A 24,642-nucleotide genomic window follows, 5' to 3' on the forward strand; every position below is an offset into this window, starting at 1 on the left:
AAAACATCACGACGGCTCTCGATTAAGGGATCGACCGATGACGGAAATACTTCCCGCCCTCCCTGACCTCTCTCCTCTGCACCACAAGGTGGGCTCCGCCCTGACGGGCTTCCTGGACTCCAAGGACCGAACGGCGCCGGGTACCGAGCTGTTGCACCTGACGTCCACCCTCCGCAGGCTCCTGGCAGGCGGCAAGCGCCTGCGTTCCCGGCTGTGCCTCTACGGATGGCAGGCGGCAGGGGCGACAGGAGACCCGGCGGCCGCCGTACGCGCGGCTGCCAGTCTCGAACTCTTCCAGGTGTTCGCCCTGATACACGACGATGTCATGGACGACAGCGACATCCGCCGCGGGCAGCCGTCCGCCCACCGCGCGCTGGCCACGGCCTACACCGACAGCGGTGGGCGCCGCGACAGGGCCGAGGCCCACGGCCTCGGCGCCGCCGTACTCCTCGGAGATCTGGCGCTCGTGTGGTCCGACGAACTGCTGGAGACAGCGGGGGCCGCCCCTCGCCGACTTGCCCAGGTGCGGCCGCTCCTGGCGAAAATGCGGAGTGAGGTCATGTACGGCCAGCTCCTGGATCTTCAGACCACCGGCCGTCTGTCCGACGACGTCGAGACGGCGTTGCACATCATCCGGTACAAGACGGCGAAATACACGATAGAGCGCCCTCTGCACATCGGGGCCGCACTGGCCGGCGCCGCCCCACCGGTACTGGAAGCGTGCACCGCCTTCGGAATCCCTTTGGGAGAAGCGTTTCAGCTGCGCGACGACCTGCTCGGCGTCTTCGGTGATTCCGTCGACACAGGCAAGTCGGTACTCGACGACCTACGTGCCGGCAAGGGCACCGTACTGATGGCACTCGCGGTGCAACGAGCGTCTCCCGCCGAGCTGAGCACCCTGCGCAGCCTCGTCGGCCGGAGCGACCTCAACGAGGACCAGGCCCACGAGGTCCGTACCGTCCTCGACTCCACAGGCGCCCGGGAGAGCGTGGAGGAAATGATCGCCGTGCGACGGACCACCGCGCTCGCGGCCCTGGACGAGGCCCCCTTCCCGGGCGTCACGACGGCCTCCCTGCGCCGGCTCGCCGACGCCGCGACCACACGCCAGGCATAAGGGCGGCATCGCCCATCCCCATGTATCCCGACCATCAGGAGGACATCACCCCCATGAGCAACGCGCACGCCGGTACGACCTTTCCCGAGCAGGCCGCAGATCTGGCGGCCAGGGTCGACCAGGACAGGTGGGGCAGTGTCCGGCCCTCCCTGTACGAGACAGCCCGTGTCATCTCAGCGGCACCCTGGCTGCCCGGTGAGGCGCGACGGGTCGGATATCTGCTCGATGAGCAGGCATCCGACGGCAGTTGGGGTGAAGGCCCGGAGCCCTATCGTCTGCTCCCGACACTCAGTGGGGTGGAGGCCGCCTTGGCGGTTCTCCGGCGGGCCACCGTCTCCGGGGACGTCAGGTCCCGGCTCACCGGCGCAGCGGCCAGAGGTCTGACCGCGCTGCGCGCCCTTCCGCCGGACGGCCCGTGGCCCGACACGGCCGCAGCCGAGCTCCTCGTTCCCGGTCTGATCTCCAAGGTCAACGAACACCTGGCCCTCGCCTCCGAAGAGGTGCCGGGCCTCGGCGGAGCCGTGGCAGACCCCTTGGCGACACCGGGCGGGTATCACGAGGGAGCACCCGCGTACGTCGCCGCACGGTTCAAGGCAGCGGGTGCCCTTCCCATGAAGCTCCACCACACCTTCGAAGGCATAGCCGGGCACATACCCCGGACTCTCACACCCGACATCGACGGTCTCCTGGGGAGCTCACCGGCCGCGACCGCCGCCTGGGCCGCATCACGTACACCTGCCGCCGTGAAGCAGGCTGTCGCGCACCTGGAACCCGTCGCACATCGATACGACGGCCTCTTCCCCGAAGCAGCCCCGATCCGTGTCTTCGAACGGCTCTGGGTAGCCGCTGCGCTGGCCCGGGCCGGACTGCCGACCGCCACCTTGCCCACGATGCGCAGGTGGGTCGACGAAATCTACGATCCCGAAGGCGTACGAGGCGCACCCGGCCTCATGAAGGACGCCGACGACACCGCCATGGCCGTGCTGGTGGCGTCACTGGTCGGCCGACCGTACGGGCCCGGCCCGCTCGACGCGTTCCACAACGGCAGCCACTTCGACTGCTACATCGGTGAGGACACCGGGTCGGTCACAGCGAATGCCCACGCACTCCAGGCACTGGCCGGCTGCTCGCGACGCCTCCCCCCGGAGGACGGCATCGACGATCCCCGCGCGGACAAGCTGTGCGACTGGCTGATCGGCCAGCAGAGGGCCGAAGGACACTGGCCCGACAAGTGGCACGCCTCTCCGTACTACTCCACCGAGCGGTGCGTGAGCGCACTGGCCCAGCACGGCGGACATCATGCCTCCGCCGCGGTCGCGCGAGCCGTCGCCTGGACAGCGGACACCCAGCGGGACGACGGTTCATGGGGCGTCTGGGGCGGTACCGCCGAGGAGACCGCGTACGCCGTCAAGATCCTGCTCTCCACAGCCCCTCCCACACCCGGACGCGGCCAGGTCCGCGCCCTCGATCGTGCGGAGGCGTACTTGGACGCCGTCCGGGACGCCGGCACCCGACACCCTGCCCTGTGGCACGACAAGACCCTCTACGCGCCCTCCGCGATGATCGAAGCCGAGATCCTCGCAGCGCGGGAGATGCTGCGGATCCGTCACCTCTGAGCCGCTCGACCATCACTACGGACACCCGTGAATCATCCAGCAATGAGGACAGGCACTTGAGCGCCGAGAAGTATCTGCCGCCGACCGCACCGGGTCGACTGCCACTCGTAGGACACGCGGTACCTCTCATCAGGGACCGGCTGGCATACGTCCAGAAACTCCGCTCCTACGGGCCCATCGTGCGCATGAACATCGGCCCCAAGCCGATGGTGGTGATCAACTCGCACGAGTTGCTCCACGACGTACTCACCCGGCATTCCCAGCACTTCAACAAGGGGCTGCTCTTCGAAAAGCTCAAGCTCTTCGGCGGTAACCCGCTGCCTGTCGCAGAGGGGAAGCAGCACCTGAACCGACGGCGCATGATGTCCCCGGCCCTCCACCGCGAACAGGTCAAGGGCTACATCGAGGCGATGCGGGACACCGTGGAACCGTTCATCTCGGGGTGGCACCACCACCGAACCATCGACGTGTGCAACGAAATGCAGCTGATGGCCCAAGGCGTCGTCATGGCTGCCCTGTTCTCCTCCACCCCGGAACCCGGACCGGCACAGAAGATCCTCAACAGCGTCGACACCGTGTTCAAGGCGGCGCTGACGCACGCCATGGTGCCCATCTCGGCCCTGGAACGGCTGCCGACCCGCGGCAACCGCAGGGCACAGGCAGCCAACGCCGTACTGCGCGAGGCGATCACGGCCGTCATCGCCGACCACCGGGCGAACCCCGACGCGCACAACGACCTCGTGTCCCTGCTCATGACCGTCCCCGACGAGACCGGCGGCCACCTGAGCGACGCGGAGGTCATGGCAGAGGTCACAGCGCTGCTCGCCGCAGGATCCGAGACCACCGCGGTCACCCTGGCCTGGCTCTTCCACGAGCTGGGCCGCAATCCGGAACTGGAGCGCCGACTGCACGAGGAAGTCGACTCGGTGCTCGCCGGCGAACCGATCACCCTCGAACACATCCCCCAACTCGTCTTCACCCGCAGGCTCATCGACGAGACACTGCGTCTGCACAATCCCGCCTGGATCCTCACCCGGCAGGCCATCTCGCCCGTCGAACTCGGCGAATTCCGCCTGCCGGCAGGGACAGACGTCATGTGGAGCCCCTACGCCATGCACCGGGACGCAGAACTGTTTCCCGAACCACTGCGCTTCGACCCCGACCGCTGGCTGCCGGAACGGCCCCAGCCGCCGCGAGGAGCCTTCATCCCGTTCGGGGTCGGCAAGAGGATGTGCATCGGCGACCAGTTCTCCCTGACCGAGGCCGTCGTCATCACGGCACTCGTCGCGTCCCGGTGGCGACTGCGCCCAGCTCCCGGGAAGCCGGTCCGCCCGGTACCCGAGATCACCGTGCACCCGTCCTCCCTCGACATGATCATCGAGGTCAGGAAGCCCGCGGTCGTGGAGGCCGCGGCATGAGTGACTTCCCTTCGAAGACGTCTCCTTCGCGCCCCGCCGCACTGCCGATGCCGGACCTCCGCGACTCCTTCCCGGGCCCGTTCCCCATCAGCCCTCACGTGGACGCCATCGAGCGGCACACCAACGACTGGCTCGACACCTATCCCCTGATCGGCTCGCCGCGCGCGCGAAGGGCGCTGTGCAACATCACGAGCCGGGGCATCGCCCGCACCCTCCCGACGGCCGACATCGGCAGCCTCTTTCTCTGCGCGGACCTCTTCCTGTGGCTGACCGCGTTCGACGACACCTGCGGCGAGACCGCGGGAGCCGACGACCTCGCCGGACTGGTCCGCAGAAGCGGCGAATTCATCGAGCTGCTCGCCGGACACCACGACGAACAGTCCGCCGCCGAGCCGAGTGTCTTCGGCGCCTCCCTGCGAGACCTCCTGGTCCGCTTCGAGGAAAGGGCCACGCCCACGCAGTACCTGAGGATCACCGCCCACCTGCGCGACAACCTCTTCGGAATCCTCTGGGAGGCGCACCACCTCCACACCCCCGGCCACGTCACGCTCCGCGACTACCGGGCCATGCGTCCCCACACGGTCTTCGTACGCACCGTCATGGCTGCCGTGGAGGTAGCGCGCGGATACGAACTCACCCGGCAGCAGCGTTCCTCGGCGGCGGTCCGGGAGTTGGAGTCGGCCGTGGCCGACCTCGCCGGATGGATCAACGATGTCGCTTCCTATGCGAAGGAGGCAGCCCACGAGGGGCCGAGCCCGCTGAGCCTGCCCACGCTACTGATGCGTGAGTACGACTGCGACCTCGAGACGGCTTTCCGGCGAGCTGCCCGGATGTGTGAAGACGAGGCCGTCATCCTGCGCAGCCGCATCACCGATCTCACCACCGGTTCCGTCGGAGAGCTTGCCGATCACGCTCGGGCTCTGGAGGCCGTCGCCGCCTCCTACGTCTGGCACATCGAACATTCCCGCTACGCTCCCTGACGATCCGCTCCGGCACCGACGGCGTGGGGACGTGGTCGGTGACGAGCGGTCAGGACGAGTTCCGAAGAGCCTGGGGGAGCTGACCGGACAAGCGTCTCGATGTAAGGTATGGGCACCGCACTTGACCTGCATATACGCAGGCAGGGAGCCTAGATTCTGGAGTGCCTCGATGATGCGTACCATGTTCAAGTCGAAGATCCACAGGGCCACGGTGACCCAGGCCGACCTGCACTACGTCGGATCTGTGACGGTTGATGCCGATCTGATGGACGCCGCCGATCTGCTTCCCGGCGAACTTGTCCATATTGTGGATATCGACAACGGTGCCCGGCTCGAGACGTACGTCATCGAGGGTGAACGCGGTTCCGGCGTCATCGGGATCAACGGGGCGGCAGCACACCTCGTGCACCCCGGCGATCTGGTCATTCTCATCAGCTACGCCCAGGTCGACGACGCGGAGGCCCGTGCGCTCACGCCGAGCATCGTGCACGTCGACGCCGACAACCGCGTGGTCGCTCTGGGCACGGATGCCTCGGCGCCGGTGCCGGGCACCCGCACCGAGCGCAGCCCGCACGCCGTTCCCGCGCACGGCTGACGCCACCCGCCCCGCCCGCGCCGTACCGGATCGAGGGAGTAGCCGCCATGGCAGCAGGAGACACCGCAGTCGAGATCCGGGACGACCGGGAATGCGGCAGGCTGGAGGCGTACGAGGACGGAAAGGCCATCGGGGTCATCGCGTACTTCGTGATGCACCCCGAGCCCGGTGCCCTCGTCGCCGTGCACACCGTCGTGGAGCCGGAGCACGCGGGCAAGGGCATCGCGGGCGCCCTGGCCGCCGAGTTCTACGTCATGGCCGCGCGCGAGGGTGTTCCCGTCGTCCCCCTCTGCCCGTACGTCGCCAAATGGGCCCAGCGTCATCCCGAGCAGGCGCCCGAGGCCCCCGAAGAGCTCGTGCAAGGGGCGAGGAAGCAGCTCGAGTCGCATCCCGAGCTGCTCTGACCCCTGCGACCTCCAGTCGCACGGTCCGTACGTATGGACTCGGCAGGCGCGGGCAGCCGCACGGGGAGACGGTGGAGATGAGATCCACTCCGCCTTTCGCCGCAGTCTGGAGGCCCGAGATGACCCACCCGTATCCCGACCCCGTACCGCCCGCGCCGACGCCGCCGCCCGTGCCGGGGCCACCGACGCCGGTGCCTTCGCCGCCGCCCGTGCGGCCGGGTCCCGTACCGCCCGGTCCGGCTCCGGATCCGATTCCGGCGCCGCCGAGCCCGAACCCGGAGCCCGTGCCCGAGCCGGAGCCCTCGCCGCAGCCCGCGGGATGAGCCGCGGGCGCCGCGTCACCCGGCGGCCAGTACCGCGTCGGCCCGCTCCGTGACCGTGGCCAGGACGCGCCCGGCCGTGGCCAGGTCCTCGGCGGACAGGTCCGCGTAGAGACCGGCGGTGATCTCGGCTGTCCCGGTCCGGATGTCGTGCTGGAGAGCGCTGCCGCTCGTCGTGAGTGCCAGGCGGGAGCCGGTGTCCGCGAGGAGCCCGGACGCGATGAGCGTGTCGATCGCAGCTGTAGCCGTGTCCGCGTCGACCTTGAGGGTGCCGGTCATACGGTCGGTGAGCCGGTGGCGCTCCGTCGCGCCGCCGTCGTCGGCGGTCGCGTTGAGCGCCACCGCCTGGTGGAACGTGATTCCGGACCGGGCCAGGACACGTTCGAGCACGGCTCGCGTGGCGTAGTGGGCCCTGCCGATGATCTGGCCGTTGACGGTGATGGTGCTGGTCATGGCTGCTCCTTGGAAGTGTTCGGCTCGTCCAGCAGTGCTGTCAGCGTCCGGGTGAACGCTTCCGCCTCCGATCCGGCCGGCCCGCCCAGCGGTGCCAGCAGCCGGTCCATGAGCTCCCGGACCACCTCGACCGCTCGCAGTGCGACCGCGCTGCCCTCGTCCGTGAGGGCCAGCTGGACCGCCCGGGTGTCGGCAGGGTCGGGTGTGCGCTCCACCAGGCCGGCCGTTTCCAGGGAGCGGGCCAGCTTGGAGACGTACAGGGGTTCGAGGCCTGTGTGGTCCGCGAGGCGGCGCTGGCTGGGGCGTACGCCGGACCGCTGCATGCCGTGGAGCGATCCCACCAGCGAGTACTGCGCGTGCGTGAGGCCCAGTGGAGCCAGCGCCCTGTCCACGGCTACGCGCCACTTCATGGAGAGGCGCCAGACGAGAAACCCGGGTGTCGGCCCTTCGGGAGTGCTGTTGGAGGGTGTGCTGCTCATGAGAAATACGGTACATAGATATTATGTACATGGCTACTGTTTTTCATGGGTCGCTCCCGCGCTCAGGCCCACCAGCGCGGCTGCGTGGCCCAGCCCGCTCTCCGCCGCCACCGAGTCCAGCGACTGCGCGTCCCGGACCGGAGCGAAGCGCACACCGCCTCCGCCCGGGTCGTCGACGAAGCCGTACACGGCGGGGCGGGGCAGGCTGTTGTAGGCCCAGTGGGTCGAGAAGTAGTACGCCCCGGTGTCGTACAGGACCACGAAGTCGCCCTCCCGCAGTTCGGGCAGTTCCCGGGCGTGGGCCACGACGTCTCCGGCGAAGCAGCAGGGCCCCGCCACGTCCTGGACCATCGGCGGCCCGGTCCGGGGGCGGCCCTCGGCGTCGAAGGCGCCGACCCGCAGCGGCCAGGCGTCGGGCATGAAGACCGTACGGGTGGCGATCTGCGCCCCCGCGTGGGTGAGTGCGATACGGCGTCCGCCCGCGTCCTTCGTGTACTCGACGCGCGCCCCGATGAAGCCGTTCTTGGCGAGCAGGGACCTGCCGAACTCGGTGACCAGGGCATACCGGCCGTCGAACAGGCCCGGGACCTCCGCGCGGAGCGCCGCGACGTAGTCGGTGAAGGACGGGCGGACGTCGTCGTCGTCGAAGTTGACGGGCAGCCCGCCGCCGATGTCGATGCCGGTGATCTGCTGGGTGCCCACCGACTCGTTGATCTCCTCGGCGAGCCGGTAGGTCTCGGCGATCCCCTCCGCGATGAGTTCGAGCGGGCAGCCCTGCGAGCCGACATGGGCGTGCAGCCGGGTCAGCCAGGGGCGCTCGGCAAACGCCTCGACCACCTGCTTGCGGACGCCCGGATCACCCAGGGCGACACCGAACTTCGATGTGGGGGTGGCTGTGCTCATCGCCCCGATGGAACCACCTCCCACCTGCGGATTGATCCGCAGCCCGATCACGGACGCCGATCCGGTCGAACGCAGTTCCCCGATGCGGCGGAGCTCGGAGAAGCTGTCGGCGTTCACGGCGACGCCGAGGTACAGGGCCAGCCGGAGTTCGTCGCGGGTCTTGGCGGGCGAGTCGAGGACGATCTTCGCCGGGGCGAATCCCGCCTCGACGGCGAGCCTCAGCTCGCCGGGGCTCGCCACCTCGCACCCCATGCCGCAGTCGGCGAGCAACCGCAGTACGGGGACCAGGGACGCGGCCTTGGCCGCGAAGGTGTGCAGCACCCGTACCCCGGGGACGGCCGCGAACGCGTCGTGCAGCGCGGCGACGGAGTCGCGCACGCCGTCCGCGTCGAGGAAGCCCGCGACGGGCTGTTCCTCGCTGAGCAGACCGTCGGCGACCGCCCGGCGGATCGTCTCGGTGAACCTGGTGGAGGACGGGGTGCGCAGGGAATCCGTTTCGCTCACGGGAGTCGTCGACGTCATACGGCCAGTGTCGGTCCTGCGCAGGCCCTGGGCACGCGATTGCTCCCGGCCGCCGGTCCCGGGCACGCGCGTCAGGCGATGAGCCCGATCACTGCCTCGGGCGTCAGCATCCGGAAGGTGAAGGCCTGATGGAAGTAGAGCCGGATGTCCGTGGCGTCGTGGTCCAGGTAGCCGATGGACAGATCCTGGCCCAGACACAGTTCGAAGTCGCCGCCGCGGGTGGACAGCAGCACCCCGCCCTTGACCGCGGGCGCCCACAGGATCGGTTCGTCGAGCACCCGGGCCAGATGGGTGGCCACCGGATAGCCGTGGTCGGAGGTCTCGGTGGCTTCGGTGAACGCGTCGGCGCCGAGGAGCAGCCGGTACGGCCCGTCGACACCGGCCAGCCGCAGCCGGGTCAGTGCCTGGCTCACGGCGGCCGGGTAGTCCCGGGCGTCGGCGGGAAGCGCGAGAGGGGTGTGCGAGGAACCGTCCCGCAGGCCCGTGATGCCGGCCGCCGCGTACCCGTCGATGACGGCCATGTCCTCGGCGAACGCACAGGTGCGGGCCGCGTCCTTGACGGGCTGCCAGTCGCTGTCCTCCGAGCCGCGTTCCACGTCGTCGACGGCCGCGCGGGTCACCGTGAACGGCACCCGCCACTCGATGACGGGCGTGGACGTACGGGCGCGGGCGATCACGTCGGGGGTGGGCGGGTCGATGTCGCGCAGGTGCCCGTCGCCGATGGCCGCCAGACCGGGACCTGCCGGGTCCTGGACGTCCACCACACGACGGCCGGCGACATGGCGGCTGAAGGTGCGCCGGGCTTCTTCTTCGATCTGGTCCCAGGCGGCGCCGGTGACGGGGGCCAGTTCGCGGTGGAGGTTGTTCATCATGGGGAGCTTTCTTGCAGGCTGCCGATGCGCAGCGAACCGTCACGGACCGCGGCGGCGGACGGGGACTGCGGCACCGGCGCGGACGCCGGCTCCGGCAGGGCCTCGGAACCGGCGGGGGCGGGCAACGGCGGAGGGGCGTCGAGGAAATCGGCGCTGGGGGCGTGGAAGAGCGTGCCGGTGACGGCCGTGGAGAAGTCGAGGATGCGGTCGTGAGTGCCGGGCGGGCTGCCGAGGAACATGTTGCGGAGCATCTGCTCGGTCACCCCGGGATCGGCGGCGTACCCGATGAAGTACGTGCCGAATTCGCCCTGTTCGAAGCTGCCGAACGGCATGTTGGCGCGCAGGATGTCGTGTTCGGTGCCGTCCGGATCGGTGATGGTGTTCAGCGCGACGTGGGAGTCGGCGGGCTTGACGTCGTCGGCGAGCTCGATGTCACTGAACCTGGTGCGGCCGATGATCCGTTCCTGCTGCTCGGTGCTGAGACCGTTCCAGCCGGTGAGGTCGTGGAGGTACTTCTGCACGATGATGTAGCTGCCGCCCGCGAAGTCGGGATCGCCGTCGCCGACCAGGGCCGCGGTCAGGGCGTCCTTGCCCACGGGGTTCTCCGTACCGTCGACGAAGCCGAGCAGATCCCGGTGGTCGAAGTAGCGGAACCCGTGGACCTCGTCGACGACCTTCACCGCGCCGCCCAGCCTGCTGAGCAGCTGGGACGCCCACTCGTAGCAGACGTCCATCTGTTCCGCCCGGACGTGGAACAGCAGATCGCCGGGGGTGGCCGGAGCATGATGCCGCGGACCCCGCAACTCCTGGAACGGATGCAGAGCGGCCGGCCTGGGACCCGAGAACAGCCGGTCCCAGGCGTCCGAGCCGAAACCCGTCACGCACGCCAGCCCGGCGCTCGGCACCCGGAAGCCGATCGAGCGGGCGAAGGCGGCGAGATCGGGCAGCACCTCGCGCACCGCGGACTCGCCCCCCGGCTCGATCGTGGCGACCAGGACCAGCGCGGCGCTGGTCAGCGGCGTGACGACGGGCTGGACGGCGACGGGATCCGGGACGGCCTCGGGCATGCGCGCACTCCGTGGGTGGTGGCAGGGCTCCCTGCCACTTATCCACAGCCCCGTCCCGGCCGCACCCCGGGCGGTCCGGCCGGGCGAAGACACCGCTCCTGTCAGCCGGTGGCGGTCTCCGACCTGTCGCCGCCCCAGAGCGTGTGGAACGAGCCCTCGCGGTCCGTGCGCCGGTAGGTGTGGGCCCCGAAGAAGTCCCGCTGGCCCTGGGTGAGCGCCGCCGGCAGCCGGTCGGCGCGGAGCCCGTCGTAGTACGAGAGAGCCGCGGCGAAACCGGGGGTCGGCACACCCTGGCGTACGGCCTCGGCGACCACCGAGCGCCAGTCGTCCTGTGCCGCGCCGATCTCCTCGGCGAACTGCTTGTCGGAGAGCAGGCTCAGCAGGTCGGGGCGGGTGTCGTACGCGGCCCGGATCCGGTCCAGGAACGCGGCGCGGATGATGCACCCGGCCCGCCAGATCGCCGACACCGCCCCGAGGTCGATGTCCCAGCCGTAGGCGTCGCTGCCCGCCCTGATCTGGTGGAAGCCCTGCGTGTACGAGACGATCTTCGATGCGTACAGCGCCTGCTCGACCCGGTCGGCGAAGGCCGCCGCGTCCGCCTCGTCCAGTGCGGTGGCGGAAGGTCCCGGCAGACCACGGGCCGCCTCACGCAGATCGGCGTGGCCCGACAGGGAGCGGGCGAAGACGGCCTCCGCGATCCCGGACACCGGCACACCCAGGTCGAGCGCGATCTGCACGGTCCAGCGGCCGGTGCCCTTCTGCTCCGCCCGGTCCTGCACGATGTCGACGAAGGGCCGCCCCGTCGCCTCGTCCGTGTGGGCGAGCACCTCGGCCGTGATCTCGATCAGGTAGGAGTCGAGGCGCCCGGTGTTCCAGCTGCGGAAAGTCTCGGCGATCCGGGCGGGGGAGTAGCCCGCGACGGACCGCAACAGGTCGTACGCCTCAGCGATGAGCTGCATGTCCGCGTACTCGATGCCGTTGTGGACCATTTTCACGAAGTGCCCGGCGGCGTCCGGCCCGATGTGGGTGGTGCACGGTGAGCCGTCCTTCGCCTTGGCGGCGATCTTCTCCAGCATCGGTCCCAGGGACGCGTAGGACTCCTCGGAACCGCCCGGCATGATGCTCGGCCCGTTCAGCGCGCCCTCCTCGCCGCCGGAGATGCCCACGCCGACGAAGTGGATCCCGCGTTCGCGCAGCTCCTTCTCGCGGCGCCGGGTGTCCTCGAAGTGGGCGTTGCCGCCGTCGATGATGACGTCGCCGTCCTCCAGGAGCGGGGCGAACTCCTTGATCACGGCGTCGGTCGGCTCACCCGCCTTGACCATGATCACCAGGCGGCGGGGGCGCTCCAGGGCGGCGACGAACTCCTGTGGGGTGTGCGCGGCGACGAACGTGCCCTCCTGGCCGAACTCCTCGACGAGGGCGTCGGTCTTCGCGGTGGTGCGGTTGTGCACGGCGACGGTGAAGCCGTTGCGGGCGAAGTTACGGGCGAGGTTGCGGCCCATCACCGCGAGTCCTGTGACGCCGATCTGCGCAGTGCCGCTCATGTGGGTGCTCCTGCAATCTGTTCGGGGATGCCGGTCAGGGATACGGGTTTCGGCGGGTGGGTGTTCAGCGGGCGGTCTCCTCGCCCAGGAGGTCCTCCTCCTCGGGAATCACGTGCATCGCCGCTTCCTCGGCCGATGCCGCCGCACCGTCGATGCCGACGTCCTGGGCGGTGAGGGTGGCCGGGACGTGGCCGTCGCCACCCTGGGTGAGGCGGCCGGCGCGGTCGGTGCCCACTTCCGTGTCGTAGAGCTCGCCGTCACCGTCGGCCAGATCTCCCGGCCCGTCGCCGTCTTCGGAGACCTCGGGAACCTCCCTGGTCAGACGGGTGTCGAGGGACTGGCCCGTGTGTCCTTCCGTCGCGGTGGTGCCTTCGTCGTTCACCGCCCACGGCCGCTCGGGCGGTGTGTACCCCTCGTCGAGGACGTCGGTGACCCCTGTGGTGTCCAGGGTGTCCTCCACATCGAGCAGGTCGTCGGGGTCGGAGGCTTCCGGTTCCTGGGGCTGGTAGACGTCGTCCCCCCGGTCGGTGTCGCTCATGGTGTCTTCCTTTCGATCCGGGGGTGGGTGGGGCTGCCGCCGCGTCCGCGGGGCGCCGGGGTTCGTCGCGCCCGTTCCGGGTCCCTGTACGCAATTCCACTCCGGTCGAGGGCGCACCGCAACGGAAGCGGTGCACGGAAGGGCGTGACGAAGTCTTAGATGACAATGAAAACGATTATCGATAGCGTGTGAAGCGTCGGACAGGGCAGCCCCCGTGCAGGGGTGAGATCTGCCTGCCCGCCATTCCCAACGGCACTGTGAGAAGGGGGAGCTCGTGGCTCACCTGTTGGTGGTCGAGAGCTGGGTCGGATCGATGAGCAGGCTGCTGCCGCGGGCTCTGGGTGAGGGTGGGCATCACTTCACCTTCCTCACCCGCGACCTGCAGCATTACCTCCGCTCCGCACCCGAGGGCACGGCCCATCCGCTGCTCACCGCACGGAACGTCGTCACCGCACCGACCAATGACCTCGGCGCGCTGCTTCCGCTGGCCGAGCGGCTGCACGGAGCCCTCCCCTTCGACGGGGTGATCACCTCCTGCGACTACTACCTGCCCGCGGCCGCCCGTATCGCGGCCCGGCTCGGTCTGCGGGGTCCGGCACCTGTCGCGATGGAGAACGCCTGCCGCAAGGACGCCACCCGCCGGATCCTGGCCGACGCAGGTGTCCCGGGACCCCGGTTCGCGGTCTGCGAGAACGCGGTCGCCGCGGACGTGGCCGCGCGGGACATCGGCTACCCGCTGGTGGTCAAGCCGGTGGACCTGTGCGCGGGCATGCTCGTCCGGCGGGTGGACGACGCGGCACAACTGGCCGCGGCCTGCCGTGCCCTGGAAGCGTTCCCCGTCAACGCCCGTGGACAGCGCCGCACGGCCCACATCCTCCTCGAGGAGTTCCTCCGGGGCCCCGAAGTCAGCGTCGAGACCGTGACGTACGACGGCACCGTCCATGTCGTCGGGGTGACCGACAAGAGCGTCGGCGGTGCGCCGGCCTTCGTTGAGACCGGTCACATGTTCCCCGCCGACCTCACGCCCGACGGGATCGCCGCCGTCGCGGACACCGCCGTACGCGCCGGAGCCGCACTCGGACTCGACGACGTCGTGGCGCACACCGAGATCAAACTGACCGCCGACGGGCCGCGCGTCGTGGAGGTCAACCCGCGCCCCGCGGGAAACCGCATCACCGAACTCGTACGTCACGTCACCGGCATCGACCTCGCCGCCGCCTGTGTCGACGTGGCGCTCGGCCGCCGGCCCGATCTCCTTCGGCGCGACACCGGACTGCGCAGCGCCGCCATCGGATTCCTGGTCCCTGACACCACGGGCACGCTCGCCTCCGTCGAGGGCGCCGCCGGGATGCGCGACGCCGACGGAGTGCTCGAGGTCCAGCTCGCCGAGCCGGGACGGACGGTCGAGGCGGTGGACAGCAACAACGCCTACCTGGGCCACGTCATGGCGGGCGACACCGTAGGACTCGGTGCCCGTGAACGCGTCGAGTCGCTGCTCGCGGGCCTGCGCCCCCGGCTGGTGCGGTCATGACGAGGACCCCTCCCACCGAGGCCGAGACCCTCACCTTCGACGTGCTCGTGCACCGCGCACTGGCCGGGGAACTGGGTCCGGATCCCCGTACCCGCCGGATCGCCGTGGCCTTCACGACGTCCCAGGCCGTACGGCACGACGGGCGGCGCGGCGGGTACCGCAACGAGGTGCTCAGCCTCCGGCTCGGCCGGGCCGTCGGCTCGTGCTCCGTCGAACCCGGCGCGCTCCCTGCCGGGACGGTCGACGAGTGCGCCGGTGCGGACGTGGCCGGCCTCCTCGCCCATCCGCTGCTGCCGGTACGGGTCGCGGCGCTGGACGCCTACCTGATGGACGTCCTGCCCCACACCCGGGCGGACGGTGCGCACGCCGTGGCCGTACCCGCCGGGACGTCGATCGAGCGCTCCCGTGCGCGGGCGAAGGCCGTCGTCGACCTGCTGGCCGTCGCACCCGGCGGCACCGTCCTCGTGGTCGGCGTCGTCAACTCCCTGCTGGCCGAACTGCGCACACGGGGCCTCACCGTCCTGCCGTGCGACCTGAAGGGCGGCACCACCGAATGGGGCGAAACCGTCGCCACCGACGCCATGGACGGAGTCGCACGCTGCGACGCCGTGCTGGCCTCCGGCATGACGCTCGGCAACGGAACCTTCGATCCGCTGCGTCGGCACGCCCTGGACCACGGCAAGCCCCTCGTCATGTTCGCCCAGACAGGGAGCGCGGTGCTGCCCCGCTTCCTCGGCGCCGGAGTGGCCGCGGTCTGCGCGGAGCCGTACCCCTTCTTCTGGCTCGACGGCGGACCCGGCACCGTCCACCGCTACCGGGCGGGCGATGTCGGCCCCGGTACCGAACACGACCACCCGGCGGACGACGGAGGCACTCTGTGACCACAGCAGCACCGCAGGCCCTCGCTCCCCACCGCGAACTCCTCGCACTCCTCGGCCGCACCCCGCTGGCCAGGATCACGACAGGTCTCCCGGCGCCCCACCCCGGCTTCTGGGCCAAGCTCGAAGGGCACGCCGTCGGCGGTATGAAGGCACGGGCCGCGGTGTCGATGCTCCTCGGAGCCGAGGAACGCGGCGAACTGCGCCCCGGAGCACCCGTGGTGGAGTCCACCTCCGGCACCCTCGGTATAGGTCTCGCCTTCGCCGGGCAGGCGCTCGGCCACCCCGTCGTCCTCGTCGGCGACAGTGAACTCGAACCGTCCATGCGGCAGTTGCTACGCGCCTACGGCGCCCGGCTGGAGCTCGTCGACCGTCCCGCGGAACGGGGCGGCTGGCAGGGCGCCCGCCTGGAACGACTGCACGACCTGCTCGGCCGACTGCCCGATGCGTACTGGCCCGACCAGTACAACAACCCCGACAACACTGCCGGTTACGCCTCCCTCGCCGCCGAACTGGCCACGCAGCTCGACCACCTGGACATCCTCGTGTGCAGCGTCGGCACCGGCGGGCACAGTGCCGGGATCGCCGGACCGCTGCGCAGGCACTGGCCCGCCCTGCGCATGATCGCCGTCGACTCCACCGGCTCCACGATCTTCGGGCAGTCCGCGGCACCCCGCCTGATGCGCGGGCTCGGCAGCAGCATCCTTCCGCGCAACGTGGCGTACGACGTCTTCGACGAGGTCCACTGGATCGGTCCGGCCGAGGCCGCCGACGCCTGCCGGCGCCTCGCCCGGGGCAACTTCGTCAGCGGCGGCTGGAGCACCGGCGCCGTCGCACGCGTCGCCGCGTGGGCCGCCCGCACCCATCCGGGCGCGGCCGTCGCCACCGTCTTCCCCGACGGACCCCACCGCTACCTCGGAAGCGTCTACGACGACGACTTCACGACCGCCCACGGGATCGCCCCGGACCTCGCGGCCACCGAACCCGTCGAGATCCCGCACCCGCGCGCCGCCCAGAACACCGGATGGGCCAGGTGCACCACCGTCACCGATCCCCTCGCCGAACACCTGGAGAGGCAGCGGTGAACGTCACCCAGCACACCGGCCGGCTCGTCCTCGCGGAACCGCTGCGCATCTCGCGCTCGACCATGACCTCGCGCGACGCCGTGCGGCTGACCGTCGAGCACGAAGGTCTGCGCGGTCACGGCGAGGCCGTCACCAGCGTCTTCTACGGCCTCGACACCCCGGCTCTGCAACGGCTGTTGGCCGACATGGCGGGGCGGCTCACACGCTTCTCCGGACCTGAGACCGCCCTGCACGCGCTACGCGTCGGTGAGCTCACCACCCCGGAGACCCCCGCCGCGGTGACCGCAGCAACGGAAGCGGCGCTCCTCGACCTGGTCGGCAAGCGCACCGCCACCTCCGTACACGGGTTCCTCGGTTCCCCCGAAGCACCGAGGGCCGCCACCGCCCGCACGATCTCCCTCACCTCGCCGGGCCGGGCGGCAGCCAGGGCCCGCCTGCTCGCCGACGCCGGGTTCTCCGTCATCAAGATCAAGGCGGGCGACCGGGACCAGGAAACCGATCTGGACCGCGTACGGGCCGTCCGTGCGGCAGCCCCCGGTGCACGGCTCCTCCTCGATCCGAACGGCGCCTGGTCCGCGGGCCAGGCCCGCAGGCTCCTGCCCCGGTTCGCGGAACTCGGCATCGAGGCCGTGGAGCAGCCGCTCGCCCCCGGCGACCCGGAGGCCCTGGCGCGACTCGCGGCCCGGTCCCCGCTGCCCGTCATCGCCGACGAGGACGCGGTCACCTACGAGGACGCCCGGAGGCTCGCCGGACGCGTCCACGGAATCAACGTCAAACTCGCCAAGTGCGGGGGAGTCCACGCCGCACTGCGGATCGCCACCCTGATCGAGGGCAGCGGCACGGACCTGATGCTCGGCTGTCTGACCGCCAGCACCCTCGGGATCGCCCCGGCGGTCCATATCGCCGACCGTGCCCGCTGGATCGACCTCGACGGGCACCTGCTGCTCGCCCACGACCCCTGGACCGGCATCGGCGGCACCGACGGCTTTGTGGGAACGACCGGCCGGCCGGGGCTCGGCGTGCGACAGCGCACCGCCGTGGAGCACGGGGTGTCCGAGGAGACGGCGTCATGAGGACCTGGCACGAGATCCGCAGCTTCCCGCTCGCCATCCGGCTCCTCCTCGTCAACCAACTCGGGGTCAACACGGGCTTCTACCTGCTCATCCCCTTCCTCGCCGTCCACCTCGGCGACAACCTGGGTATGTCCGCGGCCGTCGTCGGCATCGTCCTCGGTGTCCGCAACCTCAGCCAGCAGGGCCTCTTCCTCATCGGCGGGTCGGCCGCCGACCGGCTGGGGGCGCGCGGCGTCATCATCGCCGGCTGCGCGATACGCACCGTCGGCTTCGCCCTGTTCGCCCTCGGCGACGGACTGCCCGTCCTCCTCGCAGCTTCGGTACTCAGTGGGGTGGCAGGAGCCCTGTTCAACCCCGCCGTCCGCACCTACCTCTCCCAGGAGGCGGGGGAGCGCCGGGCCGAGGCCTTCGCGCTCTTCAACGTCTTCGCGACCACGGGCGCCCTGCTGGGACCGCTCCTGGGCAGCGCCCTGCTCCTCGTCGACTTCCGGGCCTCCGCTCTCACCGCCGCCGCGATATTCGTCCTGCTCACCGTCGCCCAGGCCATGGTTCTCCCCGCCCGCGACGTGCCACCGGCCACGAGCAGCGTCACCGCCGACTGGCGGGAGGCCGTAGGCAACCGCGCCTTCCTCGCCTTCGCCCTGGTCATGGTCGGCATGTTCACCCTGGAGAACCAGCTCTATCTGCTGCTGCCCGACAGCGCGCGCCGGGCCACCGGCTGGGACGGTGCTGCTGGTCTTGTCCTCCTCGTCGGTACGCTCGCCGGCCTCGCCCTGCAGCTCCGCATCACCCGCGTACTGAAGCAGCGCGGCAGCAGGGGCCGCTGGATAGCCACCGGTCTTGCCCTCATGGCCCTCGCCTTCGTACCGCCGATGGCACTGGCCGGGACCGGAGCAGCGCCCAGCGGTCCCACGGACGCCGTCCTGCGCGCCCTGCCCGTGCTGGCCGGAGCGCTCCTGCTCCATCTCGGGATCATGACCGCGCAGCCGTTCGTCATGGAACTGATCCCCGGCTTCGGGCGGCCCGAGCTGACGGGAACGTACTTCGGGATCTTCTACGCGGTGTCCGGCATCGCCGCGGCAGTCGGAAACGCGGCCGTCGGCTGGGCGATGGACGCGGCCGGGCGCGGTGGGGCGGGGAGCGCCGCCGGCCTGCTGCCCTGGGTCTGCTGCCTCGTGCTCGGCCTCGTATCCGCAGGGGGTGTGGCATGGCTCCACCGCACCGGCACCCTTCCCGTGGCGCACCCGGCACCCGTACCGGTGACGGCATGAAGCACATGGGGAGCGAAGAGGCGGGGAACCTGCTCACCGACCGTCCCGCGCTGTACGAGGCCCGGTTCCCGGACCCCGGCCGGCTCGCCGGCCGATGGGCCGAGGACTGCCTGCGTCGGTACGGGGCAGGCCCGGAGGTCCTGGACCTGGGCTGCGGCACCGGACGCGACGCCGCCCACCTCCACCGTGCCGGACGCCACGTCACGGCGGTCGACCTCTCCGCCACGATGCTCGACCACGCCCGTGTCCACCATCCCGGACCGGTCTACGCACGCGCCGACCTGAGCGGATTCGATCTCGGCCGGCGGGCCTTCGACGCCGCGGTATGCCTGGACAGTTCGCTGCTGTACTGCCACACGAACGAACAGCTCGACGGCTTCCTGACGTCCTGCCGAAGCGCCCTGGCGCCCGGTGGCCTGCTGGTCGCGGAGATGCGCAACGGCGCGTACTTCCTCGGCCGGAACGAACCATCCGCCGGGCCTGCCGTCGCGCAATTCACCTGGCACGGCACCACCTACCGCTCAAGCACCGTCCTGGACGTGGACCGCACGGCCCAACTCCTGCGGCGTACCCGCACGTGGAGCACGGACGACGGCACACCGCCCGTCGAGGAGCACTCCGCATGGAGGCTGCTGTTCCCCCAGGAACTGAGCCACTTCCTTACCGCCCACGGCTTCGAGGTCCTTGCCCTGCACGACGGTCCCGGGCCGCGCACCGAACCGGCCTGGCGGCCGGGCGACGGCCCCGGACGCACGGCCGAGGGTGACCGCCTCCACGTCGTGGCCCGCCGCACCGCCTGAGAACCACCTTCCACACCTTCCGTCAACAGGAGATCAGTCATGCCCAATTCTCCCAGTACACAAGACAGTTACCCCGGCCTTCGCAGGCGCGGCTTCCTGGCCGCGGCCGGGGGAGCGGCCGGCCTCGGCGCCCTCGCACTCACCGGATGCTCCGGCAGCGGTACCACCGACAGTGCCGCCGGCGGAGGAGAGGGCACGCCACGACGCGGCGGACGGCTGCGCGCCGCCTTCGCGGGCGGTGGTGCGAGCGAGACGCTCGACCCCCACCTGGGCAACCTCTTCGCGGACGCGGCCCGTGCCAAGGCACTCTTCGACAAACTCGCCGACTACGGCGCGGACCTGTCCGCCACGCCGCGACTGGCCGAGAAGTGGGAGCCGAACGCAGGGCTCGACCGCTGGACCGTCACCCTGCGGCAGGCCGCCTTCCACGACGGGAAGCCTGTGACCGCCGCCGACGTCCTGTACAGCTACCGCCGCATCGCCGATCCGGAGAAGGCGTACCGGGCACGGGCCTCCCTGGAGCCCATCGACCTGAAGGCGAGTCGCGCCACGGGGGAGCGGACCGTCGAGTTCGTACTCAAGCGGCCGACGGCCGAATTCCCCAACGTGCTCGCCGCGTTCGGCACGTACATCGTCCCGGACGGCGCCACGGGATTCGACCGGCAGCCGGTCGGCTCGGGGCCCTTCCGGTTCGTCTCCTTCGCGCCCGGTCGCTCCACCGTCCTGCGCCGCAACGACGACTACTGGGACGGCGCCCCGCACCTCGACGAGCTCGAGTTCGTCGTCGCCAACGAGGAGTCCGCCCGCGTCAACGCCCTCCTCGGCGGCCAGGTCGAGTACGCGCACGAGCTGAACCCCGCCACCGGCCGCGCACACGAGAAGGCCGGCAGCATCGAGATCGTCCGGTTGCGGAACAGCGCCATGCAGGCCTTCGCCATGAAGACCGACCGGCCGCCCTTCGACGACCCCCGCGTCCGCGAGGCGTTCTTCCACATCGCCGGCCGCAAGGAACTCGTGGACGGTGCGCTCTCCGGCGCGGGCGAGATCGGCAACGACCTCTTCGGCAAGGGGTACGAGTACTACGCGGACGAACTCCCGCAACGCGTACAGGACATCGACCGCGCCCGCCACCTACTCAAGCAGGCCGGCGCGGAGAACCTGAAGGTCACCCTCGACACATCGGCCGTCGCCGCGGGGTTCACCGAAGCCGCCGGGATCTTCCGCGACCAGGCGGCCCGCGCCGGGGTCACCGTCTCCGTCCGGATGGGTAGCAAGGACTCCTACTGGAAGGACATCCTCGACTCCGGCACCCTGTGCTGCTACCGGTCCGGGGCCATGCCCATCGAGTCGCACATCTCCCAGCGGCTGCTCATCGGCTCCACCACCAACGCGACCAAGTGGCAGGACAAGAGCTTCGACACGCTCTACCAGCAGGCCCAGTCCACCAAGGACAAGGCGGGACGCGATGCCCTCTACGGCCGCATGCAGCGACAACTGCACTCCAGGGGCGGGTTCCTCGTCTGGGGGTTCGGGGACTGGATCCTCGGCACCGCACGCTCCGTACGGGGCGTCGCGCGCGAGGCACCCGCCAACACCCTGGACTGGGCGCGCTTCGACAAGGTCTGGCTGGCGTGAACGGACTGCGTTCCTGGATCGCCCGGCGGCTGCTCCTCGGCGTGGCGCAGACCGGGGCCGTCGTGCTGCTGGTCTTCGCACTCACCGAGGCACTGCCCGGCGACGCCGCCGTGGCCTTCGCCGGTGACCAGCCCGACCCGGCACGCATCGCCGCCGTACGCGAGGCGATGGAACTCGACGAACCCGCGCACATCCGGCTGGCCGACTGGGCGACGGGCCTCCTGCACGGTGACTTCGGGACCTCGCTCACCTCCGGCCGGCCCGTGGCGGCCTTCCTCGCGGACGGCTTCGGACCGACCCTGCTCCTCGCGGCCCTCACCCTGTTCCTCCTGGTCCCCGTCGGAGTCGGCCTCGGAGTGCTCGCCGCCCGCCACGAGGGCCGCCTCACGGACCGGCTCATCAGCTCGGCGACCCTCGGCGTCTACGCCGTCCCCGAATTCGCCCTGGGAGTACTGCTGGTCAGCGTGTTCGCCCTCCGGCTCGGCTGGTTCCCGCCGACCGCCGTGGGCTACGGCACCGATCTGCTCGCCCATCCGGCCGCCCTCGTGCTGCCTGTCCTGGTGCTGCTCGCGCGGCCGGTCTGCTCGCTGTCCCGGCTGGTCCGGGCGGGAATGATCGAGGCGCTCGCCGCCCCGTACTCCGCCCAGGCGCGCCGCTACGGAATCTCCGGCGCACGCATCCGGTACGGGCACGCACTGCCCAACGCCCTCGCTCCCGCCACCCAGCAGCTCGCCCGCACCGTCGACTGGCTGCTGTGCGGAGTCGTCGTCGTGGAGGCGCTGTTCGTGATCCCCGGACTCGGCACCGTACTCATGAACGCGGTGGCCGACCGCGACATCCCCGTGGTGCAGGGGCTCGCCGTGGTCTTCGGCCTCGCCACGGTCGTCATCAACCTCGGCGCCGACCTCGTCACCCACCGCTTCGCGCCTCGGTCGGGGGTGGCGGCGTGAAGCGGCTCGGGAGGTACGGCCCCGGTGCGGCCGTCGCCGGAGTGCCGCTCGGCCTTGCCGTCCTCGGGCCGCTCCTCGCGGGCGAACCCTCGGCCCGCGCCGCCTCCTTCACACTCGGCGGCGGCCACTGGCTCGGCACCGACTTCGTCGGCCGTGACGTCCTGGACCAGGTGATGCTCGGCGGACGGTCCGTGGTCCTGGTCGCGCTCGTGGCGACGGCCCTCGCCTACCTGGTCGCCCTGCCCCTCGGGTTGATCAGCGCCCTCACCCACCGCAGCTGGCTGGAGGAACTGCTGATGCGCCCGCTGGACGTCCTGCTCGCCGTGCCCTCGCTCCTCATGATCCTTCTGGTCGCGGCCGCTTTCCCGCCGGGTGCCCTCGGCCTCGCCCTGCTGGTCGCCTTCGTCTCCGTCCCGGACGCCGCCCGCATCGTGCGCGCGGCTGCCGCGGAAGCGGCCTCCCGGCCCGCCGTGGAGGCGCTGCGGATGCAGGGCGAGAACTGGTGGCGCATCGCCGTCGGCTACGTCGGACGGTCCATCCTGCGGACCCTGGCAGCCGACGCCGGGATCCGGCTGACCGGAGTGCTCTACCTCGTCGCCACAGCTGCCTTCCTGGGCATCGGGGTCGCCCCGGACGCCACGGACTGGGCCGTGATGGTGGACCGCAACCGGACCGGGCTGCTCGTCCAGCCGTGGGCGGTCCTCGTACCCGCCCTGCTCATCGTCGCGCTGACCATGGGCAGCAACCTGCTCGTCGACGCGGCCATGGAAAGCCGCACGCCGCCCAGGAAGGGCCGACGCCCATGAACCAGCACCCCGTACTCGCCGAGATCAGCCGCCTGAGCGTCGAGATCGACGGACGCGCCCTCGTCGACCGCGTCAGCCTCCAGGTCCGGGCCGGCACGGTCACGGCACTCGTCGGCGCGTCCGGCAGCGGCAAGACGACGACCGGCCTCGCCCTCCTCGGTGAGTACCCCGCGGGCGCCCGCGTGACGGGCGAGGTACGGGTGCACGACACCCGGGTCGCCCATGTCCCCCAGCATCCCGCGGCCGTCCTCAACCCGGCCCGCCGCATCGGCGCCCTGCTGCACGACATGGCACGGCAGCAGGTGCGCGGCCTGCCCCTGGCCCGGCGTCGTACGGCAGCGAGACAGCGCGTGATCGAAGCGCTCGGACACGCCCAGCTCCCCGATGCCGAAGCGCTGCTGGAACGCTTTCCGCACCAGTTGTCCGGGGGGCAGCAGCAGCGTGTCGTCATCGCCCAGGCGCTGCTGCTCGGCGCCCGCATCGTCGTCGCCGACGAGCCCACCACCGGGCAGGACGCCCTGACCAAGCGCCGCATCGTCGGCCGGCTGGCGGCGGTGGCCCGCAGGGGCATCGCCGTCGTGCTGCTCAGCCACGACATGGACGTCGTACGCGAACTCGCGGACGAGGTACTGGTGATGCGGGGCGGACGTGTGGTGGAACACGGGCCGACGCACCGCGTGCTCGCGACCCCCGCACATCCGTGGACGCAGGAGCTGCTGGCCGGACCGGCGACCGTGCCGGAAACGGAAGCACGGAGCACCGGCCCCGGGACGGAGGTGCTGCGGGTCGACCGGCTCGTCGCCCACCACCGCGCCGGGGGCGCACCCGTCCGGGTGCTGAGTGTGGCCGGACTCGTCCTCCGTACCGGTGAATGCCTCGCCGTCGTCGGCCGCTCGGGCAGCGGCAAGACCACGCTCGCGCGGTGCCTCGCCGGACTCCACCGCGACCACGAAGGGGACGTGTCGCTCGACGGCGAGGCCCTGCCGCGGAGCCTGCGGGCCCGGAGCCGCGAGCAGCTCGCCGCCGTGCAGTACGTCTTCCAGGACGCGCGGGCGGCCTTCGACGAACACCGGCCCGTTCTGGACCAGGTGGCACGCACGGCAGTACGGCTGCGGGGAACCGGCCGCGAGGAGGCGGTGCGGGAGGCCCGGCAGACCCTCGCGGACCTGGGGCTGGGGGACGAGCTCGTACGGAGGCTCCCGGGGCGGCTCTCCGGCGGCGAACTCCAGCGTGCGGCGCTCGCCAGGGCACTGCTCGCCCGGCCCCGGGTGCTGGTGTGCGACGAGATCACCTCGGGACTCGACCCGGTGGCCCGCCGCTCCCTGCTGGACCTGCTCGCCGCACCGGTCCGGCGAGTGAACGGTCTCGGCATCGTGCTCGTCACCCACGACCTGGACACCGCGGCCCGGGCGGAGCGCATCGTCGTACTGGACGGTGGCGAGGTGGTCGAGGAGGGCACCGGGGAACAGATCCTGACCGCACCGAGCCACCCCTTCACCGTGGCGCTGCTCGGTGCGTCGAGGCGCCGGGGGGCGGCCGCACGCCCCTGACCGGGCCGCACGGCCGCCTCACCTCGGCAAAGCGGAATCCGGATCACCTGTACGGACGTACACTCGGCTCATGGGTCGCATCAGTGTCATGGGGAAGTGCCTGCACCAGGCCGCCCTCGATGCGTCCGCGAGCTGCCGCACCGTCCTGCACGGACACGGCTAGCGATCTTCAGCGGTTCCTGACCTGGGCTCTGCCCCGTCCCGCTGCTCCGCCACGCGTACCGCCCATGGCACCTCG

23 protein-coding genes are annotated in these 24,642 nt (G+C 71.0%); 16 read left to right on the plus strand and 7 right to left on the minus strand.

The features are described from left to right. Positions 1–37 precede the first annotated feature (37 nt). The 6 genes from ACFQ6X_RS29245 (at position 38) to ACFQ6X_RS29270 (ending at position 6,127) form a co-directional block, all read left to right on the plus strand. On the plus strand, positions 38–1,114 hold the full coding sequence (locus tag ACFQ6X_RS29245) for a polyprenyl synthetase family protein (RefSeq protein WP_383185749.1): 1,077 nt from the start codon (positions 38–40) through the stop codon (positions 1,112–1,114). Between the two features lie 53 nt (positions 1,115–1,167). Further along, positions 1,168–2,730: a prenyltransferase/squalene oxidase repeat-containing protein gene (locus ACFQ6X_RS29250; protein ID WP_383185751.1), complete on the plus strand. Its 1,563-nt coding sequence runs from the start codon at positions 1,168–1,170 to the stop codon at positions 2,728–2,730. Between the two features lie 56 nt (positions 2,731–2,786). After that, a complete protein-coding gene (locus ACFQ6X_RS29255; protein ID WP_383185752.1) occupies positions 2,787–4,148 on the plus strand; it encodes a cytochrome P450 in 1,362 nt (453 codons plus the stop codon). Beyond that, on the plus strand, positions 4,145–5,128 hold the full coding sequence (locus ACFQ6X_RS29260) for a terpene synthase family protein (RefSeq protein WP_383185754.1): 984 nt from the start codon (positions 4,145–4,147) through the stop codon (positions 5,126–5,128). The genes ACFQ6X_RS29255 and ACFQ6X_RS29260 overlap by 4 nt, the downstream gene beginning before the upstream one ends. Before the next feature lie 169 nt (positions 5,129–5,297). Continuing rightward, the gene (panD, locus tag ACFQ6X_RS29265) at positions 5,298–5,723 is read left to right on the plus strand and encodes an aspartate 1-decarboxylase (RefSeq protein ID WP_383185756.1); all 426 of its coding nucleotides are present in this window, start codon (positions 5,298–5,300) and stop codon (positions 5,721–5,723) included. A gap of 47 nt (positions 5,724–5,770) precedes the next feature. Next, positions 5,771–6,127 (plus strand): GNAT family N-acetyltransferase, encoded by a 357-nt coding sequence (locus ACFQ6X_RS29270; RefSeq protein ID WP_383185758.1) that lies wholly within the window; start codon positions 5,771–5,773, stop codon positions 6,125–6,127. A 338-nt stretch (positions 6,128–6,465) separates the two neighbouring features. On the opposite strand, the gene ACFQ6X_RS29275 is transcribed toward ACFQ6X_RS29270, so the two are convergent. The 7 genes from ACFQ6X_RS29275 to ACFQ6X_RS29305 form a co-directional block, all read right to left on the minus strand. Continuing rightward, positions 6,466–6,900, minus strand: a complete 435-nt coding sequence (locus ACFQ6X_RS29275) for a hypothetical protein (protein WP_383185760.1) — start codon at positions 6,898–6,900, stop codon at positions 6,466–6,468. Next, complete coding sequence (locus tag ACFQ6X_RS29280) at positions 6,897–7,379, minus strand: MarR family winged helix-turn-helix transcriptional regulator (protein WP_383185761.1); 483 nt, start codon at positions 7,377–7,379, stop codon at positions 6,897–6,899. The genes ACFQ6X_RS29275 and ACFQ6X_RS29280 overlap by 4 nt, the downstream gene beginning before the upstream one ends. A gap of 33 nt (positions 7,380–7,412) precedes the next feature. Beyond that, positions 7,413–8,804 carry a diaminopimelate decarboxylase gene (locus tag ACFQ6X_RS29285; RefSeq protein WP_383185763.1) on the minus strand — a complete coding sequence of 464 codons (1,392 nt, stop codon included), beginning with the start codon at positions 8,802–8,804 and terminating at the stop codon, positions 7,413–7,415. Between the two features lie 71 nt (positions 8,805–8,875). Then, a complete protein-coding gene (locus ACFQ6X_RS29290; RefSeq protein ID WP_383185799.1) occupies positions 8,876–9,673 on the minus strand; it encodes a family 1 encapsulin nanocompartment shell protein in 798 nt (265 codons plus the stop codon). After that, entirely contained in the window at positions 9,673–10,743 is a 1,071-nt protein-coding gene (locus ACFQ6X_RS29295; protein ID WP_383185765.1) for a Dyp-type peroxidase, read from the minus strand. Before ACFQ6X_RS29295 ends, ACFQ6X_RS29290 begins: the two co-directional genes overlap by 1 nt. Positions 10,744–10,844: 101 nt before the next feature. Continuing rightward, positions 10,845–12,287 (minus strand): NADP-dependent phosphogluconate dehydrogenase, encoded by a 1,443-nt coding sequence (gndA, locus tag ACFQ6X_RS29300; protein WP_383185766.1) that lies wholly within the window; start codon positions 12,285–12,287, stop codon positions 10,845–10,847. 64 nt (positions 12,288–12,351) lie between these two features. Beyond that, positions 12,352–12,825, minus strand: coding sequence for a DUF5709 domain-containing protein (locus ACFQ6X_RS29305; protein WP_383185768.1), 474 nt, complete (start codon positions 12,823–12,825; stop codon positions 12,352–12,354). Between the two features lie 274 nt (positions 12,826–13,099). On the opposite strand from ACFQ6X_RS29305, the gene ACFQ6X_RS29310 reads away from it, so the two are divergent. Genes ACFQ6X_RS29310 through ACFQ6X_RS29355 form a run of 10 tightly spaced genes read left to right on the plus strand, consistent with a single transcriptional unit; the run spans position 13,100 to position 24,404 of the window. After that, positions 13,100–14,356 (plus strand): ATP-grasp domain-containing protein, encoded by a 1,257-nt coding sequence (locus tag ACFQ6X_RS29310; RefSeq protein ID WP_383185770.1) that lies wholly within the window; start codon positions 13,100–13,102, stop codon positions 14,354–14,356. Next, a complete protein-coding gene (locus tag ACFQ6X_RS29315) occupies positions 14,353–15,237 on the plus strand; it encodes a Rossmann-like domain-containing protein (protein ID WP_383185772.1) in 885 nt (294 codons plus the stop codon). Before ACFQ6X_RS29310 ends, ACFQ6X_RS29315 begins: the two co-directional genes overlap by 4 nt. Continuing rightward, positions 15,234–16,319 carry a PLP-dependent cysteine synthase family protein gene (locus tag ACFQ6X_RS29320; protein WP_383185774.1) on the plus strand — a complete coding sequence of 362 codons (1,086 nt, stop codon included), beginning with the start codon at positions 15,234–15,236 and terminating at the stop codon, positions 16,317–16,319. The genes ACFQ6X_RS29315 and ACFQ6X_RS29320 overlap by 4 nt, the downstream gene beginning before the upstream one ends. Then, positions 16,316–17,392, plus strand: a complete 1,077-nt coding sequence (locus ACFQ6X_RS29325; protein WP_383185776.1) for a dipeptide epimerase — start codon at positions 16,316–16,318, stop codon at positions 17,390–17,392. The genes ACFQ6X_RS29320 and ACFQ6X_RS29325 overlap by 4 nt, the downstream gene beginning before the upstream one ends. Further along, on the plus strand, positions 17,389–18,663 hold the full coding sequence (locus tag ACFQ6X_RS29330; RefSeq protein ID WP_383185778.1) for an MFS transporter: 1,275 nt from the start codon (positions 17,389–17,391) through the stop codon (positions 18,661–18,663). Before ACFQ6X_RS29325 ends, ACFQ6X_RS29330 begins: the two co-directional genes overlap by 4 nt. Next, a complete protein-coding gene (locus ACFQ6X_RS29335) occupies positions 18,660–19,463 on the plus strand; it encodes a class I SAM-dependent DNA methyltransferase (protein ID WP_383185780.1) in 804 nt (267 codons plus the stop codon). Before ACFQ6X_RS29330 ends, ACFQ6X_RS29335 begins: the two co-directional genes overlap by 4 nt. 39 nt (positions 19,464–19,502) lie before the next feature. Then, entirely contained in the window at positions 19,503–21,098 is a 1,596-nt protein-coding gene (locus tag ACFQ6X_RS29340; protein ID WP_383185782.1) for an ABC transporter substrate-binding protein, read from the plus strand. Continuing rightward, positions 21,095–22,048, plus strand: a complete 954-nt coding sequence (locus ACFQ6X_RS29345; protein WP_383185784.1) for an ABC transporter permease — start codon at positions 21,095–21,097, stop codon at positions 22,046–22,048. Before ACFQ6X_RS29340 ends, ACFQ6X_RS29345 begins: the two co-directional genes overlap by 4 nt. Then, positions 22,045–22,854 carry an ABC transporter permease gene (locus ACFQ6X_RS29350; protein WP_383185786.1) on the plus strand — a complete coding sequence of 270 codons (810 nt, stop codon included), beginning with the start codon at positions 22,045–22,047 and terminating at the stop codon, positions 22,852–22,854. Before ACFQ6X_RS29345 ends, ACFQ6X_RS29350 begins: the two co-directional genes overlap by 4 nt. Next, positions 22,851–24,404: an ABC transporter ATP-binding protein gene (locus ACFQ6X_RS29355; protein WP_383185788.1), complete on the plus strand. Its 1,554-nt coding sequence runs from the start codon at positions 22,851–22,853 to the stop codon at positions 24,402–24,404. The genes ACFQ6X_RS29350 and ACFQ6X_RS29355 overlap by 4 nt, the downstream gene beginning before the upstream one ends. Positions 24,405–24,642 lie beyond the last annotated feature (238 nt).

The organism is Streptomyces sp. NPDC056452, assembly GCF_042796085.1.
Taxonomy (GTDB): domain Bacteria; phylum Actinomycetota; class Actinomycetes; order Streptomycetales; family Streptomycetaceae; genus Streptomyces.

Coding starts and splice junctions, on each gene's coding strand:
- ACFQ6X_RS29295 (WP_383185765.1), bottom strand. CDS start 10,743: ATGCCCGAGGCCGTCCCGGATCCCGTCGCCGTCCAGCCCGTCGTCACG.
- ACFQ6X_RS29260 (WP_383185754.1), top strand. CDS start 4,145: ATGAGTGACTTCCCTTCGAAGACGTCTCCTTCGCGCCCCGCCGCACTG.
- ACFQ6X_RS29245 (WP_383185749.1), top strand. CDS start 38: ATGACGGAAATACTTCCCGCCCTCCCTGACCTCTCTCCTCTGCACCAC.
- ACFQ6X_RS29330 (WP_383185778.1), top strand. CDS start 17,389: ATGAGGACCTGGCACGAGATCCGCAGCTTCCCGCTCGCCATCCGGCTC.
- ACFQ6X_RS29305 (WP_383185768.1), bottom strand. CDS start 12,825: ATGAGCGACACCGACCGGGGGGACGACGTCTACCAGCCCCAGGAACCG.
- ACFQ6X_RS29355 (WP_383185788.1), top strand. CDS start 22,851: ATGAACCAGCACCCCGTACTCGCCGAGATCAGCCGCCTGAGCGTCGAG.
- ACFQ6X_RS29340 (WP_383185782.1), top strand. CDS start 19,503: ATGCCCAATTCTCCCAGTACACAAGACAGTTACCCCGGCCTTCGCAGG.
- ACFQ6X_RS29290 (WP_383185799.1), bottom strand. CDS start 9,673: ATGAACAACCTCCACCGCGAACTGGCCCCCGTCACCGGCGCCGCCTGG.
- ACFQ6X_RS29280 (WP_383185761.1), bottom strand. CDS start 7,379: ATGAGCAGCACACCCTCCAACAGCACTCCCGAAGGGCCGACACCCGGG.
- ACFQ6X_RS29335 (WP_383185780.1), top strand. CDS start 18,660: ATGAAGCACATGGGGAGCGAAGAGGCGGGGAACCTGCTCACCGACCGT.
- ACFQ6X_RS29315 (WP_383185772.1), top strand. CDS start 14,353: ATGACGAGGACCCCTCCCACCGAGGCCGAGACCCTCACCTTCGACGTG.
- ACFQ6X_RS29285 (WP_383185763.1), bottom strand. CDS start 8,804: ATGACGTCGACGACTCCCGTGAGCGAAACGGATTCCCTGCGCACCCCG.
- ACFQ6X_RS29275 (WP_383185760.1), bottom strand. CDS start 6,900: ATGACCAGCACCATCACCGTCAACGGCCAGATCATCGGCAGGGCCCAC.
- panD (WP_383185756.1), top strand. CDS start 5,298: ATGATGCGTACCATGTTCAAGTCGAAGATCCACAGGGCCACGGTGACC.
- gndA (WP_383185766.1), bottom strand. CDS start 12,287: ATGAGCGGCACTGCGCAGATCGGCGTCACAGGACTCGCGGTGATGGGC.
- ACFQ6X_RS29270 (WP_383185758.1), top strand. CDS start 5,771: ATGGCAGCAGGAGACACCGCAGTCGAGATCCGGGACGACCGGGAATGC.
- ACFQ6X_RS29250 (WP_383185751.1), top strand. CDS start 1,168: ATGAGCAACGCGCACGCCGGTACGACCTTTCCCGAGCAGGCCGCAGAT.